Source organism: Nocardiopsis akebiae, assembly GCF_018316795.1.
Classification (GTDB): Bacteria; Actinomycetota; Actinomycetes; order Streptosporangiales; family Streptosporangiaceae; genus Nocardiopsis; species Nocardiopsis dassonvillei.
On record NZ_CP074132.1, the window covers coordinates 2,891,583 to 2,905,754 of the forward strand.

Annotated in this window: 11 protein-coding genes and 1 pseudogene; 9 read left to right on the forward strand and 3 right to left on the reverse strand. The window is 73.2% G+C overall.

The window, feature by feature from the left end; translation table 11 throughout:
* Positions 1-5 precede the first annotated feature (5 nt).
* Complete coding sequence (locus tag KGD83_RS12400; RefSeq protein WP_212643906.1) at positions 6-1,349, reverse strand: MFS transporter; 1,344 nt, start codon at positions 1,347-1,349, stop codon at positions 6-8.
* Between the two features lie 130 nt (positions 1,350-1,479).
* Here KGD83_RS12400 and KGD83_RS12405 point away from each other — a divergent pair, with 130 nt between their 5' ends.
* A complete protein-coding gene (locus tag KGD83_RS12405; protein WP_212643907.1) occupies positions 1,480-2,610 on the forward strand; it encodes a PucR family transcriptional regulator in 1,131 nt (376 codons plus the stop codon).
* 128 nt (positions 2,611-2,738) lie between these two features.
* Here the strand turns inward: KGD83_RS12405 and KGD83_RS12410 are convergent, their stop codons facing one another.
* Positions 2,739-2,972, reverse strand: coding sequence for a (4Fe-4S)-binding protein (locus KGD83_RS12410; protein WP_212643908.1), 234 nt, complete (start codon positions 2,970-2,972; stop codon positions 2,739-2,741).
* A gap of 265 nt (positions 2,973-3,237) precedes the next feature.
* On the opposite strand from KGD83_RS12410, the gene KGD83_RS12415 reads away from it, so the two are divergent.
* The 7 genes and pseudogenes from KGD83_RS12415 to KGD83_RS12445 form a co-directional block, all read left to right on the forward strand.
* On the forward strand, positions 3,238-3,978 hold the full coding sequence (locus KGD83_RS12415) for a MerR family transcriptional regulator (RefSeq protein WP_212643909.1): 741 nt from the start codon (positions 3,238-3,240) through the stop codon (positions 3,976-3,978).
* A 126-nt stretch (positions 3,979-4,104) separates the two neighbouring features.
* Positions 4,105-6,033, forward strand: a complete 1,929-nt coding sequence (locus tag KGD83_RS12420; protein WP_212643910.1) for a S9 family peptidase — start codon at positions 4,105-4,107, stop codon at positions 6,031-6,033.
* A gap of 404 nt (positions 6,034-6,437) precedes the next feature.
* Entirely contained in the window at positions 6,438-7,088 is a 651-nt protein-coding gene (locus tag KGD83_RS12425; RefSeq protein ID WP_212643911.1) for a class I SAM-dependent methyltransferase, read from the forward strand.
* A 195-nt stretch (positions 7,089-7,283) separates the two neighbouring features.
* On the forward strand, positions 7,284-8,315 hold the full coding sequence (locus KGD83_RS12430; RefSeq protein WP_212643912.1) for an ABC transporter substrate-binding protein: 1,032 nt from the start codon (positions 7,284-7,286) through the stop codon (positions 8,313-8,315).
* On the forward strand, positions 8,315-9,127 hold the full coding sequence (locus KGD83_RS12435; protein WP_212643913.1) for a class I SAM-dependent methyltransferase: 813 nt from the start codon (positions 8,315-8,317) through the stop codon (positions 9,125-9,127). The genes KGD83_RS12430 and KGD83_RS12435 overlap by 1 nt, the downstream gene beginning before the upstream one ends.
* Complete coding sequence (locus tag KGD83_RS12440) at positions 9,124-10,263, forward strand: FecCD family ABC transporter permease (RefSeq protein ID WP_212643914.1); 1,140 nt, start codon at positions 9,124-9,126, stop codon at positions 10,261-10,263. Before KGD83_RS12435 ends, KGD83_RS12440 begins: the two co-directional genes overlap by 4 nt.
* Positions 10,264-10,346: 83 nt before the next feature.
* Positions 10,347-11,087, forward strand: a pseudogene (locus KGD83_RS12445) (ABC transporter ATP-binding protein); the annotation flags it as partial.
* A 58-nt stretch (positions 11,088-11,145) separates the two neighbouring features.
* Here KGD83_RS12445 and KGD83_RS12450 read toward each other — a convergent pair.
* Positions 11,146-11,625 carry an NUDIX domain-containing protein gene (locus tag KGD83_RS12450; RefSeq protein ID WP_212643916.1) on the reverse strand — a complete coding sequence of 160 codons (480 nt, stop codon included), beginning with the start codon at positions 11,623-11,625 and terminating at the stop codon, positions 11,146-11,148.
* Positions 11,626-11,914: 289 nt separating this feature from the next.
* Here KGD83_RS12450 and KGD83_RS12455 point away from each other — a divergent pair, with 289 nt between their 5' ends.
* Positions 11,915-14,050, forward strand: coding sequence for an SMI1/KNR4 family protein (locus KGD83_RS12455; protein WP_212643917.1), 2,136 nt, complete (start codon positions 11,915-11,917; stop codon positions 14,048-14,050).
* Positions 14,051-14,172 lie beyond the last annotated feature (122 nt).

Consider the following 14,172-nt stretch of genomic DNA (forward strand, 5'->3'; position numbering starts at 1 on the left):
GCGGTTCACGCCGCGGCCCGGGCGTCGTCGGCGGCGGCGCGGGTGTCCGCGACCCTGATCCGCTCGCCGGCCAGGCCGCCGAGCGCGGTGACGGCGCAGATGCCGATGAGGACCAGCACCGCGGGCCAGGACGCGCCGTCGTCCACGGCCAGGAGCGCGGTGGCGATGAGCGGGAGGAACCCGCTGAGGGTTCCGGCGAGGTTGTAGCCCAGGGACACCCCGCTGTAGCGCAGCCGGGGCGGGAAGAGGTCGGCCAGCAGGGTGCCGGTGACGGCGTAGGCCAGGGTGATGAGGCAGATGCCGATGGTCACCGCGGCGGTGATCGCCCACGGGTCGGCGGTGTCGATGAGCCAGAACAGGGGGAACGCGGCCGCCGCGGTGGCCAGGGCGCCGATCACCGTCATCCGGCCGGGGCCGAAGCGTTCGGCCGCGCGCCCGGCGATCAGGGTCGTGGCGATCTGGAAGACGGCGGCGACGAGCGTGGCGTTCACGACCGCCTGGCGGTCGACCTCCAGCACCGTGGAGGCGTAGGAGACCACGAAGGTCGTCATCACGTAGAAGCCGCCGACCCCCAGCAGCGCCGCGGCCACCGCCACGAGCAGGCGGCCCCCGGCCTCGCGGAACAGCGCCAGTGCGGGCACCTTGGCGCGGTCCTCCATCTGCACCAGCTCCTGGAAGACGGGGGACTCCTCGACCTTGAAGCGGATGTAGAGGGCGATGCCCAGCAGCGGGAACGCGGCCAGGAACGGCAGGCGCCACCCCCAGGCGTCGAAGTCGGCCGCGGGCAGCGTCAGCACGGCGGCGAAGGCGGCCGAGGAGATGAGCGTGCCGACCGGCGAGCCGATCTGGACCAGGGCGGCGTAGCGGGCGCGCTGGCGTTCGGGGGCGTGCTCGATGGCGATGGTGATGGCGCCGCCCCATTCGCCGCCCACGGCCAGCCCCTGCAGGAGCCGCAGGACCGCGAGCAGGATCGGCGCGGCGATCCCGATGGCCATGTAGTCGGGGATCACGCCGATGAGCCCGGTCGCGCAGCCGATCATGACGATGGTCATCAGCAGTGCGGGGCGCCGCCCGTAGCGGTCCCCGATGGTGCCGAAGATCAGTGACCCGATGGGCCTGGCGGCGAAGCCCACGCCGAAGGTCGCCAGCGCCGCCATCAGGCCCGCGCCCGGGTCGAGTTCGGTGAAGAACAGGCGGTTGAAGACCAGCGCGGCGGCCGTGCCGAACAGGAAGTAGTCGTACCACTCCAGGGCTGTTCCGACGAAGGCCGCGAAGGCGATGCGCCTGGCGTCGGCCGCTTCGACCTTCGGCGCTCTCGCGCCGGCCGGGGCCGGGTCGGGCTGTGGCATGTGATCCTCCGGGAGATGTGCACCGGTCGGACGGGACGTCGGTGACCAGGTGTGATGCCGATCATCGTCTTGGAAAAAGCGCACTCCCACAAGCGCATAACCCAACGAGAACGCCGCCTAGAATGTGCACATGCACAAAACAGCGCCGTCGGACGTCATCCCCCGCGCCGCACAGGCGTGCCTGGAGGAGCTGGAGGCCGTCGCCTGGACCTACGTGCGCAGGGTCCGCGAGCTGACCGGGTACGCCGAGACCGTCATCGACGACGCCGAGCTGTACGGCACGGCCCGGGACACGCTCGAACTCCTCCTGGAACTCCTGCGGGGGAGGGACCGCCACGGCGAGCTGCGCGCCCACTCGATCGAGGTCGGACGTTCCCGCGCCCGCCGCGGCATCCCCCTGGAGTCGCTGCTGCGGGCCGTGCGCATGGACTTCCGCTTCCTCTGGGAGGCGATGCGCGCCCACGTCGCCGAGGCCGACTTCCGCGACTTCTCCGAGGAGGTCATCTCCATCTGGGAGGCGGTGGAGGTGCACACCACCCACGTGCAGACCGGCTACACCGACGAGATCGCCCGGATGCGCGCGGAACTGGAGCTGGAGCACGCCTTCCTCCTGAGGCACCTGCTGAGCGGCTCCGGCGGGGACGCGCGCCTGAACGAGCAGGCGGCGCGGGCGCTGGGCCTGCGCCCCGACGGCGTCCACCTCGTCCTGGTGGCCAACGGCAACCACGCCCGCGACTTCCGGGGCTGGGTCGGCGAGGTGCTTCCCGGGGCCGTCCTGCTCCGCCTGGACGGGGTGGAGTTCGCCATCGCCCCGGCCGGGGACGCCGCGGGCGCCGCCAGGGAGGCGCTGCTGGGCAAACCCGTCGGGGTCTCCCCGAGCGCCCGCGGCATCGGGGAGATCGCCCCGATGTGGCGGCTCGCCCGCGAGCTGGCGGAGTGGGCGCGGCCCGGCGCGGCGGCCACGGTCGAGAACCACTGGACCCGGCTGGCGGGCGCGCGCCTGGGCCCGGCCGCCGAGGCCTTCGCCCACGACGTGCGGGAGGCGCTCGGCGGGTTCACCGAACGCGAGGTCGACCTGCAGGTCGAGACGGTCCGGAGCTACTACCGGACCGGTTCGGTGACCGAGGTCGCGCAGGCCATGTTCTGCCACCGCAACACGGTGATCAACCGCCTGCGCCGCTTCGCCGAGGCCACCGGGCTCGACGTCACCAGGCCGGTCGACGCGTCCGCGGCCCATCTCGCCCTGACCGTCCTGCGCTAGGGCCCCGGCCGCTCACCCCTGCGGTCTTCCGGGGGAACTTGCCCGCGCGGTTCGAGGGCCTCGGGGCGTCCCGAGCCGGAACCGGCCCCGATGGCCGCCGGACTCGTCGACCGCGTCCAGCGAGTGGTCTACCTTGAGCCGTCCGCGAGCCGGTACTGCAGCGCGCCGGAGGGGCAGCGCCCGATCACCTCGGCCAGGCGGTCGGCGGCGGCGCCGTCCGGCTGGATCCACGGGCGCCGCCGGGTGTCGAACACCTGGGGCAGGCCGTTGACACACACGGCGGCGTGCTGGCAGCGCTCCGCCTCGAAGGTGACCGTGATCGACTCCCCCTCGTACGCCCTCTTTCCGTGTCCGCCGCTCACTCCGGTCTCCTCCACCCAGGCCTCACAGCCGCTCAATCTAGATGATGTATCAACTAGGTTGGGTATGCTATCCGCTCCGAGGGCATATGTCGAGAACGCGCAAACCCGTGACGGACGGGCCCCTGCGCGGCTCCTCGCGTCCTTCCCCGTCGCGGTGTCGACCGCAGAACCCCGGGCCCGCGCTACCGTCGTCGACGCGACGGGGCGGAACCGCCGTCCGGGGCCGCCGACCTCCCGCGCGAACCGGAGCCGAAGGAGCCCACCGATGCTCAGCAGCGAGCTCGCCGAACTGGCGGGCGTCACCGTACGCACGTTGCGCCACTACCACCAGATCGGGCTGCTGCCCGAGCCGCCCCGCTCGGCCGGGGGCTACCGGCGCTACGACGTGGGCGACCTCGTCCGGCTCCTGCGCATCACGAGGATGGCCGCGCTCGGCGTACCGCTGTCCGCGCTGCCCGCGGTGCTGGACGATCCGGCCGCCGCGGAGGAACTGCTCGACGAACTCGACCGCCGGGCCGCCGCCGAGGTCGAACGGCTCCTCGCCCGCCGCGCCAGCATCGCCGCGCTGCGCCGCAGCGGCGCCCCGCCCGACCTGCCGCCGGAGTTCTCGGCGCTGCGTTCCGACCCCGCCTCGGACATGCCCGAGGACATGGCCCGCTACGAGCACGAACAGCTCGTCCTGGTCGCACATCTGCTCGGCGGGGACGGCCCGGCGGGACTCGCCGCCCTGCTCGGAGAGGTGAACGACGGCGCGGCCGCGCTCGCACCGCTGACGGAACGCTTCTACGCCCTGGGACCCGACACCCCGGAGGAGGAGGTGGCGGCACTGACCGACGATCTGGTCGCGCGCCTCGAACCGGTGGTGGCGCGACTGGTCGGTCTGTTCCCCTCCGACGCGCGGGCATCGACCCTGATGGACGAACTGAGCGGACGGACCCTCCGACCCGTGCAGCACCGCGTCCTGCGCCGGGTCCAGCGGCGGCTGGCCCCGTCGGTCGGGGCCTGACCGGCCCCCGGAGCGCCTGGCCGACGAGCGGCTGTGGCTCGGGTCACTCCCTCCGGCCTTGAGTGTGACGCGACGTCGGGGAGTGGACTCGGGCGTGCACGAACCCGTCGACCACGAGGAACCACCATGACCGCTCCGTCGAAGCCGATCACCGTCGAGGAGTTCTTCGGCCCGCCCACCCGCAGCCGGGCCCTGCTGTCCCCGGACGGCGCGAAGGTCGCCTACCTCGCCCCGTGGCGCGGCCGCCTCAACGTGTTCATCCGCGACCTGGACTCGGACTGGACCGCCCCCGACGAGGTACACGGCACCGACGCCCCGGGCGTCCGGCGCGTCACCTCCGACACCCGGCGCAGCGTCGACGCCTTCTTCTGGACCGCGGACGGCCGCTACCTGCTGTTCCAGCAGGACACCGACGGCGACGAGAACTGGCACCTGCACCGCGCGGACCCGAACCGGCCCGACGAGCCCGCCGTCGACCTGACCCCCTTCGAGGGCGTGCGGCTGCTCGGCGCGCAACTCCCGCCGGACCGCCCGGGCACCGCCTTCGTGCAGCTCAACCTGCGCCGCCCCGACCTGGCCGACCTCTTCGAACTCGACCTGGAGACCGGACGCCTGACCACCGCCGCGGAGAACCCCGGCGACGTCCTCGCCTGGCTGCGCACCCCGGACAGGCTGCTGGCGTTCACCATGGAGGAGGGAGGCGACCACGTGCTGTCGGAGCACACCGCGGGCGCGCGGCGCACGATCGCCCGGTTCCCCGGCACCGACGCCCTCTTCGGCATCCTTCCGGCGGCGCCCACCCCGGACGGGAACGGACTGTGGATCGGTTCGTCGCGGGGCTCCGACCGCACCCGCCTGGTCCGGCTCGACCTGGACACCGGCGAACAGACCGGAGTGGACAGCCACCCCGTGTTCGACCTGGACACCCCGCGCCCCGAGGCCGACCCGCGTTTCCCGTCCTCGCTGATCCTGCACCCGGGAACCGGGGACCTGCTCGGTGCCCGCTACCTCGGCGCCCGTCAGGAGGTCCACGCGCTCGACCCGCACTTCGCGAAGGTCCTGCCGCGGCTGGCCGGGCTGTCCGACGGCGACCTGGCCCACGTCTCCTGCGACACCGAGGCACGGCGCTGGGTGGTGGACTTCACCCACGACCGCGACCCCGGCGTCACCTGGTTCTACGACCACGCCACGGGACGGGCGCGCCTCCTGTTCCGGCCCTTCCCCCACCTGGACCCGGCCGAGTTGGCCCCGGTCGCCCCGGTCGCCGTCAGCGCCCGCGACGGCCTGACCCTGCCCTGCCACCTCACCCTGCCGGTCGGGGTCGAACCGCGCGGCCTGCCGACCGTGCTGCTGGTGCACGGCGGACCGTGGTACCGCGACAGCTGGTGCTACGACCCGGAGGTGCAGCTCCTGGCCAACCGCGGCTACGCGGTGCTGCAGGTCGACTTCCGGGGCTCCACGGGCTACGGCAAGGCCCACACGCAGGCCGCGATCGGCCAGTTCGCCGGGCGCATGCACGACGACCTGATCGACGCCCTCGACTGGGCGGTCGGACAGGGCTACACCGACCCGGACAGGGTGGCGGTCTACGGCTGCTCCTACGGCGGCTACGCGGCGCTGGTCGGAGCGGCGTTCACCCCGGACAGGTTCGCCGCCGCGGTCAGCTACACCGGAATGTCCGACCTGGTCGACCTCGTCGAGTCGGTCGTCCCCTTCGCCCGCCGCACCGTCGAGAACAGCTACCTGCGCTACATCGGCGACCCGGACGACCCCCGCCAGAGGGCCGACATGCTCGCCCGCTCGCCCATCAGCCGGGTCGACGACATCACCGCACCGGTGCTGCTGATCCACGGCGCCAACGACGTGCGCGTCCACCGGCGCAACTCCGACCGCGTCTTCGACGCCCTCCGCTCCCGCGGCGCCGAGGTCGAGTACCTGCTGAACGAGACCGAGGGCCACTGGTTCACCAACCCGGACAGCAACATCGAGCTGTACGGGAGGCTGGAGCGCTTCCTGGCCCGCCACCTGGGCGGGCGGTCAGCGACCGGGTCCTGAGGCGCGGCGGCGCGGACGCGCGCAGGCGTTGCGGTGGACGCGGGGAGTCCCCTCCAGGGGAACAGGTGAACGCCGGTCCGCTCCCGGGGCCGGGCGAGAGGCGGGGGGCTGGGCCGGACGCCCACCTGTCCGGTCGGGGGCGTGTGGTGACCGCGCGCCCCGGGGCAGCAGGGTGTGATCTGTCCGCCGTGCCGCGGGCCCGCGCGGCCGTCTGCGACGCTATTTGAAAACGATAATCGTTTCTAGGGGAATGGAAGTGATATGGACCACTTTCGGTCTCCTCTGCTGCCAGGTTGGCGCCGATGCCCGGAGGGCGACTTCGGTCGGCCCGCCCGGGGCCTGCGCTTTTGCTGCTCCGGCAAAACTCTTTGCCCGGAATCACGGGTATCGGCGAGCATCGCCGCATGACACATGACGCTCAGAACCCCACCTCGCCCAGCGCCGAGTTCTGGGAACCGCTGCACCGGTCGGCCGAGCCCGCCACGGCACCCCCGCCCAACGTCCGGCTCACCGAACTGGTGCGCGACCTCGAACTGGCGCCGGGCCGCGCCTGCGACCTGGGCTCGGGGCGCGGCGGAGACGCCCGGTGGCTGGCCTCCCTGGGCTGGCACGTCACCGCGACCGAGGTCTCGGCCACGGCGGTCGAGCGCATCGCCGACATGGCCGCCGCGCAGGGCCTGGACCGCCTGCGCGCCGAGCGGCGCGACCTGTCCCGTTCGCTGCCCGCCGGACCGTTCGACCTGGTCTACGCCTGTTACTTCCACAGCCCGGTGGCGTTCGGCCGGGAGGAAGTCCTGCGCCGCGCCGCGCGGCAGGTGGCGGTCGGCGGACGCCTGATCCTCGTCGACCACGCGTCCACCGCGCCGTGGTCCTGGCGCTTCGGGGACGAGGAGCCCACGTTCCCCACGCCGGAGGAGACCCTCGTCACTCTGATGCTCGGGGACGGCTGGACCACCGAACGCTGTGAGAGCGCCGAGCGGGTGGCCAGCGGCCCCGACGGCACGACGGCCGGTGTCACGGACAACGTGATCGTGGTCCGCCGCCACTCCGCCTGACGGTCCCGCAATCCGGGGCGCCCGCGGGAAAACGGGCGTCCCGGATGGTTCGTCCCGCTTCTTCCGGAGTCGCGTTTTCGGGCTCCGTCCGGGCCCCGCGCCCTGGAGGGGGCGCCCGCGGGACGCCGTGGGCGCCCCCTCGGTCGTCACGCGGTGGAGTACGGGCTGGTGGTGGAGGCGCTGTAGCCTACCGGCATGAATCTGAAAATCATTATCAGAACCGTGGGGGTCGTGTCGGCTCTCACCCTGGCCGGGTGCGCGGCGGCGCCCGCCGCCGAGACCGGCTCCGCGGCGGCCGCGGGCGAGGGCACGACCTCCTACCCCCTCAGCATCCAGAACTGCGACACCGAGGTGACCGTCGAGCAGGCCCCCGAGCGCGCGGTCTCGCTGAACCAGTCGGCCACCGAGATCATGGTCCAGCTCGGCCTCGCCGACCGCATGGCGGGCACCTCGTACGAGACCGACCCCGTCCCCAGCGACATCGCCGACGCCTACGAGAGCATCCCCCTGCTCACGGACGGCCTGCTCAAGCACGAGACCCTGCTCGAAGCGCAGCCCGACTTCGTCTACTCGTCCTTCGCCTCGTTCCTCACCGCCGAGAACGCCGGTGAGCGCGCCGAACTGCACGAACTCGGCGTTCCGACCTACCTGAGCGAGTTCGACTGCACCTACCACGAGGCCGTCGAGGGCGGCGCGACCTTCGAGATGCTCTTCGACGAGATCGAGACGATCGCCCGGATCTTCGACGTGCCCGACGCCGGTGAAGAGCTCGTCGCCGAGCAGCGGGCCGTGGTCGAGGAGGGACTCCGGGCCGCCGAACAGATCGAGGGCACGCCCAGCCTGGTCTGGTTCTACTCCACCGCGTCGTCCTCCTCCACCCCGTCGGTCGCCGGACCCGGCGGGCTCCCGCAGACCGTGACCGAGATGCTCGGCGCCGAGAACGCCTTCAGCGACGCCTCCACCAAATGGCCGGAGGTCAGCTGGGACGAGGTCGCCGAGCGCGACCCCGACGTGCTCGTGCTCGCCGACCTGAGCCGCGGATACCCCGGCGACACGGCCGAGGAGAAGATCGAGTTCCTCAAGGACGACCCCCTGACCTCGACCATGGACGCCGTCGTCAACGACCGCTTCATCGTCGTGCCCGGGCAGCACATGGACCCGTCGGTCCACAGCGTGCAGGCCGTCCCGACCATCGCGCAGGGCCTCATCGACATGGAGATCGAGTGATGACGACCACGACCACGAACACCCTCGAAGGGAACGCCCTCGAAGGGCTCATCCGGGACTGGGACGCCCAGCAGGCGGCCTACATCACCCACCGCGAGCAGAGGTTCGAGATCATGCTCGACGTCATCGCGCGGACCTGCGCCTCCTCGGACGCGTTCTGGGCCGACGGGACCGGCATGACCGTTCTCGACCTGGCGTGCGGCCCCGGCAGCCTCTCCCAGCGCGTCCTCGACCGGTTCCCGGGCGCCCGGGTGATCGGGATCGACTACGACCCGGTACTGCTTGCGATCGCGGGCTCCTGGCTCGGCCAGCGCCACGGTTCACGCTTCACGCCGGTCGACGCCGACCTCGCCGCGCCCGGCTGGAGCGCCCGACTGCCCGAGGGGCCGGTGCACGTGGCCGTCTCCTCGACCGCGCTGCACTGGCTGGAGCCGGCCCAGCTCGTCGCCGTCTACGGCGCCCTGGGCGGCCTGCTCCCCGCCGACGGCGTCTTCATGAACGCCGACCACCTGCGCTACGACCCGCGCTCGCAGCCGTTCCTCACCGGGGCGGCGGCCGCCGACGACGAACGCACCCAGCGCGACGCGCACTCGCGGGGTGTGCGGACCTGGGACGAGTGGTGGTCGGACGCCGTCGCGCACGACGCGTTCGGACGGCACCACGCCGAGCGCGAGCGCCGCTTCGCCGACCGCCCGCCCACACCGCACGCACCGCTCGAACTGCACCTGCAGGCGCTCAGTACCGCCGGGTTCGCCGAGACCGGGGTCATCTGGCGGTACTACGACGACGTCGTGGTGTTCGCACGGAGATGACCAGACTCACCGATCCTTCGCGGACCGGTCCGCCCGACGCGGACGCGCTCCCCGACGCCGACCCGTCGGCGGCGGCGGGCGGCGCCGAGGTCCCTCCCGAACGCACACCGGGCGGGCTGCGCTCGTCCCTACTCGTCGCCGCCTTCGTCCTCGCGCTGTGCGTGACGATCCTCGTCGCGGCCTTCGTCGGCACGGCGAACATCGGGGCGCTCGACGTGCTCGGGATCATCCTGCGCAACATCGGGCTGGGCGCCCTCGCCCCCGTCCCGGCGGCACCGCCGCTCATCGACGCCCTCATCTGGGAGTCGCGTCTGCCGCGCGTGCTCCTGGCCGCCGCGGTCGGTCTCGGGCTCTCGGTCTCGGGCGCGGTGCTGCAGTCCATCACCCGCAACCCGCTCGCCGAACCGTACCTGCTCGGGGTCTCCTCGGGGGCGTCCACCGGGGCGGTCGCGATCATGGTGCTCGGGCTCGGCTCGGGCGCGGTGACCCTCTCCACGGGCGCCTTCGCCGGGGCGCTGGCCGCCTTCGCGATCGTGCTGGTCCTCATCGGGGGCGGACGCGTCTCCAACCCCGCCCGCGTGGTGCTCACCGGTGTGCTGGTGTCGCAGTTCTTCTCCGCGATCACCTCGCTCGTGCTGATGCTCGACGGCGACGCGGACGCCACCCGGGGCTTCACGTACTGGCTGCTCGGATCGCTCGGAGGCGCACGCTGGGAGCCGCTGCTCGTGGCGTCCGCCGTCATCGTGCTCGGAGCCGTCGGCTGCCTGTTCTTCGCCCCGGCCCTGGACGCGTTCACCTTCGGCTGGGACACCGCCTCCTCGCTCGGGATCAACGTGACCCCGGCACGGGTGGCGCTCATGGTCCTCACCGCGCTCGTCACGGCGGCGGCCGTCGCGGCCTCCGGGGCGATCGGGTTCATCGGGCTGCTCGTACCGCACGTCGTGCGCCTGCTGGCGGGGCCCGCGCACCGCCTGCTGCTCCCCTTGAGCGGGCTCGGGGGCGCGATCTTCCTGGTGTGGGTCGACACCTTCGCCCGCTCGGCGTTCTCGCCGCACGAGATCCCGGTGGGAGTGATCACGGCGCTGCTCGGCGCGCCGGTGTTCGCGGTCGTGCTGGGAAGGGCGGCCCGGCAATGACGGCACTTGAGGCGAACGGCGTCACGTGGTCGGTCGACAGGACACGCGTCCTCGACGGGGTCTCGATCCGGGCATGCTCCGACGAGGTGCTCGCAGTGCTCGGGCCCAACGGGGCGGGCAAGACCTCGCTGCTGCGCGTCCTGGCGGGGCTCCGGCGCCCGGACGCCGGAACTGTGCTCCTGGGCGGGGAACCGGTCCGCTCCCTGCCCCGGCGCGCGGTCGCCCGGCGGGTGGCCATCGTGGAGCAGTCACCCGAGGCGCACACCGACATCACCGTCGACGACGCCGTGGCGCTCGGCAGGACGCCCCACCGCGGCACCTTCGCCGGACTGGACGGTGCGGACCGCGCCGCGATCGAACGGGCGCTCGTCCTCACCGGGATGCGCGCCTACCGGTCGCGGTCGTGGCGGACGCTCTCCGGCGGTGAGCGACAGCGCGCCCAGATCGCCCGCGCGCTCGCGCAGCAGCCGGAGGTGATCGTGCTGGACGAGCCGACCAACCACCTCGACATCCGCTACCAGCTCGACGTCCTCACCCTGCTGCGCTCGCTCGACATGACGGTGGTGACCGCCCTGCACGACCTCAACCTGGCCGCACGCTACTGCGACCGGGTCGCGGTCCTGCACGCCGGACGGATCGCGGCGACGGGACCGCCCGCCGCCGTGCTGACACCCGATCTCGTCCGTTCCGTCTACGGGGTCGAAGCCGTCGTCGACACCTCCCCGCACACGGGAGCGCCGGTCGTGACCTACCTGGGCGGTGTGTCCGCAGGCTCCTCGCAGGTGCCCGACCCCGGGCCGCACCGCCGGAACCGGAGCGGGTGAGCCGTTCCGCGCGGCCGTGCGCGCGAGGCCTGCGTCCGGCCCGTCCAGGTCAGCGGACTCACCCGCGGGGCGTCTCCGCGCGGGGGTCGGCCACCAGGTCGCGCAGGTCGCGCAGGTTGTCCTCCAGGAACCGGGCCAGTGGTTCCGGGAGCAGACGGATGCTCCTGAGGGCTTCGGCGGTACCGGGGAGGACGACGGTCTCGTAGGTGCCCCGCGCGGGATCGGAGAACTCCGGCCCGGTACGGCTGGAGGGGTCCATCTCCGTCAGCCGGGCGACGAACACGTGCTGGACGAGGGTCCCCTCGGGGAGTTCGTCGGTGATGACCACCACCTCGCGCACCCGGTCGACGCGTCCGCCCAGCTCCTCGAAGACCTCGCGGTGCAGGGCGGCCTCCACGTCGGCGTCCTCCGGTTCGACACCGCCCCCGGCCGTGACCCAGTAGGGGGCGCGGCCGGGGCGGGTCCGCTTGATGAGCACCAGCCGCCGCTGGCGGTCGAACAGGATCGCTCGGGCCTTCTGCTTGATGATCTCGGGCATGTCCGTGATCCTGCCGTGTTCGCGACCGGTTGTCCCGGTGGACGGGGGAACTCCGTCCTGGAGGCGACACGGTCCGGGCCCCGGATCCCGGGGCCGGGAGCCCTCGCTGCGCCGGGGACCTTGACGTCGGTGGTCTGTGCGTCCTCCCCGACCCGGGCGCCGTCACGGCGACCGGGAATCGGCCGGGGACCGGAACGTCGGCGCGAACCCGTACCCTCCTCGCGGACGCGCGGGCGGCGACGCCCGCCTTCCCCCGACCGATCCCCACCCCCTCACCGCTGGGAACCCGATGACCGAACACACGACCCCTATCGCCTTCTCCACCGAGCGCCGACGCGTCGGCGCTCGGGAGTGGACGCGAACCCCCCGGCTCAACGTCCTCATCGAACCGGGGGAGCCGGTCGCACCGGCCCGGATCGGCTGGCGCGACCGCGAGGGCGGTGAGGCCGCGGCCGTGTTCGACCCCCGTATGGACGGGTTCACCGGTACCCGCGTCACCCCTGGAGGGATCCAGTACGAGTGGCGGGGGACCCGCCTGGACGAACCCTGCGAACGCTCCGGCCACCGGTTCCGGATCCAGGGCGGCGACCGGGAGCTGCGCCTGCTCGTCGAGGACGGAGGACCCCCGCTCGCGCGGGTCGACTGGGCCGACCGCGAGGGCTCGGGGGGAACGGTCCTGCTGCGCGCCGTCGAGCTGGAGCCGGTCGGGGGGCCGAGCGCCGAGGGCCTCACCCGCACGGTGCGCTCTGTGCGCGCGGGTGACGAGTACACCGAGGCGGGCGAGGTGGCCCTCAACCTGCTCGACCCCACCAGGGGCAAGTGGCTGTCACGGCGTCGCGCCGACCGGCTCGACTTCACCATGTCCGAGCCCGTCACCGTCCGGCGCTACGTGCTCGACTCCGCCGACGACCTCCCCGACCGCGACCCCGCGGACTGGTCCCTGCTGGGGTCCTCGGACGGGCGGGAGTGGACCCTCCTCGACGCCCGGTCCGACGAGTTCTTCCCCGCCCGCCACCTGGCGCGCGACTTCACCGTCACCGGCCCCGGCGCGCACACCCCCTGGCGGTACCTGCGTCTGGAGGTCACCCGCAACGCGGGCGCGGGGGAGACCCAGCTCAACCGGGTGCGGTTCTTCGCCGAGGACCGCGCCTACGAGGCCTTCCACGGGCTGCGCCACACGGCGCGGAGCGGGCCGGAACCGTTCCTGGGCCTGGCGGTCGCTCCGGAGGACGGGAACGAGGACGCGCCCGCGCTCCCGGCGACCGTCGAGGAGTGGCGGACCTACCTCACCGAGTACAGCGCCGACATGCTGCGTGTGGCCGAGGCGGAGGGGGAGGAGGTCGATGAGGAGGAGCGGGCCTCCTCCTGGCTCGGCGACGAGGGCGCCCCGGAGGAGCGGATCGCGGCACTGGAGGAGCGCCTGGGCCGTCGGCTGCCGCCGAGCTACCGCTCCTTCCTCGCCGCGTCCGACGGCTGGGGGAGGATGGGGACGTTCGTCCACTCGCTGAGCTCCACCGCCGAACTGGAGTGGGACAGTCTGGCGAACATGATCGGTCTGGACGACGAGGACATGGAGGACGAGGGGCTCGTCGGGCCGCTGATGTGGGTCTCCTCCGAAACCGACGCCCAGTATTGGATCCTGGACGCGGGCGACGTCTCCCCCGACGGGGAGTGGGCGGCCTACATCTGGGCGAGCTGGTACCCCGGTCTGGGCGACCGGCACCGCTCCTTCGCCTCGCTCGTCCACGCCGAGCGCCTCTCCTTCGAGGAGCTCAGCGGCGGCTCCGGAAACCCCGTGCGCGCCGACGACGCCGAGGAGCTGCTGGAGCTGGGGCGCCGTGAGGCGCTGGCCGGGAACGTGGACCTGGCTCTCACGGCCTTCGACCGGGCCGAGACCCGGGGGTCGGCCGCGGCCGCCTACCTCAAGGTGGTCCTGTCCGCCTTCCTGGAACAGCGGTGGGTCCACCACGACCTGCGCAACACCCTGTCGTCCCGGGTGGTGGAGGAGATCGGTGCGGAGCAGATCCGGGCCGAGGCGGTCCCGCTCGCGCTGCACGGCCTCTCCCTCGACACCACCGGGTATGTGAGACCCGCGTTGGGGGCTCTGCGCGGGGCGGTGCCGGGGCTGCCAGAGGAGGACGAGGTGGAGGGCCCCGCCTGGGAGGCGTGGCTGCACGCGCACCGCACGCCCGAGCCCCCGGAGTTCGAGGAGGCCCTGGAGACCGCCCGGGGGCTGGCGGCGCGGGGCGCCCGGGACGAGGCCTGGGCCGTGATCGAGGCGGCCCTGCCCGGGTGGTACCCCACCGCTCCGAACCGGATCGCCCCCGTGGTGCTGCTCACCGACCCCGCCCTGCGCGGCGTGGTCACCCGGGCCCGCGCCAGGGAGGCGGCGTTCATCGCCCGGGGCGTCCGCGCCGCTGGTTGAGGCGGGTGCGCCCCGGTCGGAGGCGGGCCCGGCGTGTACGGCGGATGGACCACCGGCACGAACGGGCCCGCGCTCCACCGTCCGGTCCCCCTCCGCGGCGGAGCCGGTAACGCCTCGCCGAA

Coding starts and splice junctions, on each gene's coding strand:
- KGD83_RS12405 (WP_212643907.1), top strand. CDS start 1,480: ATGCACAAAACAGCGCCGTCGGACGTCATCCCCCGCGCCGCACAGGCG.
- KGD83_RS12400 (WP_212643906.1), bottom strand. CDS start 1,349: ATGCCACAGCCCGACCCGGCCCCGGCCGGCGCGAGAGCGCCGAAGGTC.
- KGD83_RS12430 (WP_212643912.1), top strand. CDS start 7,284: ATGAATCTGAAAATCATTATCAGAACCGTGGGGGTCGTGTCGGCTCTC.
- KGD83_RS12440 (WP_212643914.1), top strand. CDS start 9,124: ATGACCAGACTCACCGATCCTTCGCGGACCGGTCCGCCCGACGCGGAC.
- KGD83_RS12420 (WP_212643910.1), top strand. CDS start 4,105: ATGACCGCTCCGTCGAAGCCGATCACCGTCGAGGAGTTCTTCGGCCCG.
- KGD83_RS12415 (WP_212643909.1), top strand. CDS start 3,238: ATGCTCAGCAGCGAGCTCGCCGAACTGGCGGGCGTCACCGTACGCACG.
- KGD83_RS12450 (WP_212643916.1), bottom strand. CDS start 11,625: ATGCCCGAGATCATCAAGCAGAAGGCCCGAGCGATCCTGTTCGACCGC.
- KGD83_RS12435 (WP_212643913.1), top strand. CDS start 8,315: ATGACGACCACGACCACGAACACCCTCGAAGGGAACGCCCTCGAAGGG.
- KGD83_RS12425 (WP_212643911.1), top strand. CDS start 6,438: ATGACACATGACGCTCAGAACCCCACCTCGCCCAGCGCCGAGTTCTGG.
- KGD83_RS12455 (WP_212643917.1), top strand. CDS start 11,915: ATGACCGAACACACGACCCCTATCGCCTTCTCCACCGAGCGCCGACGC.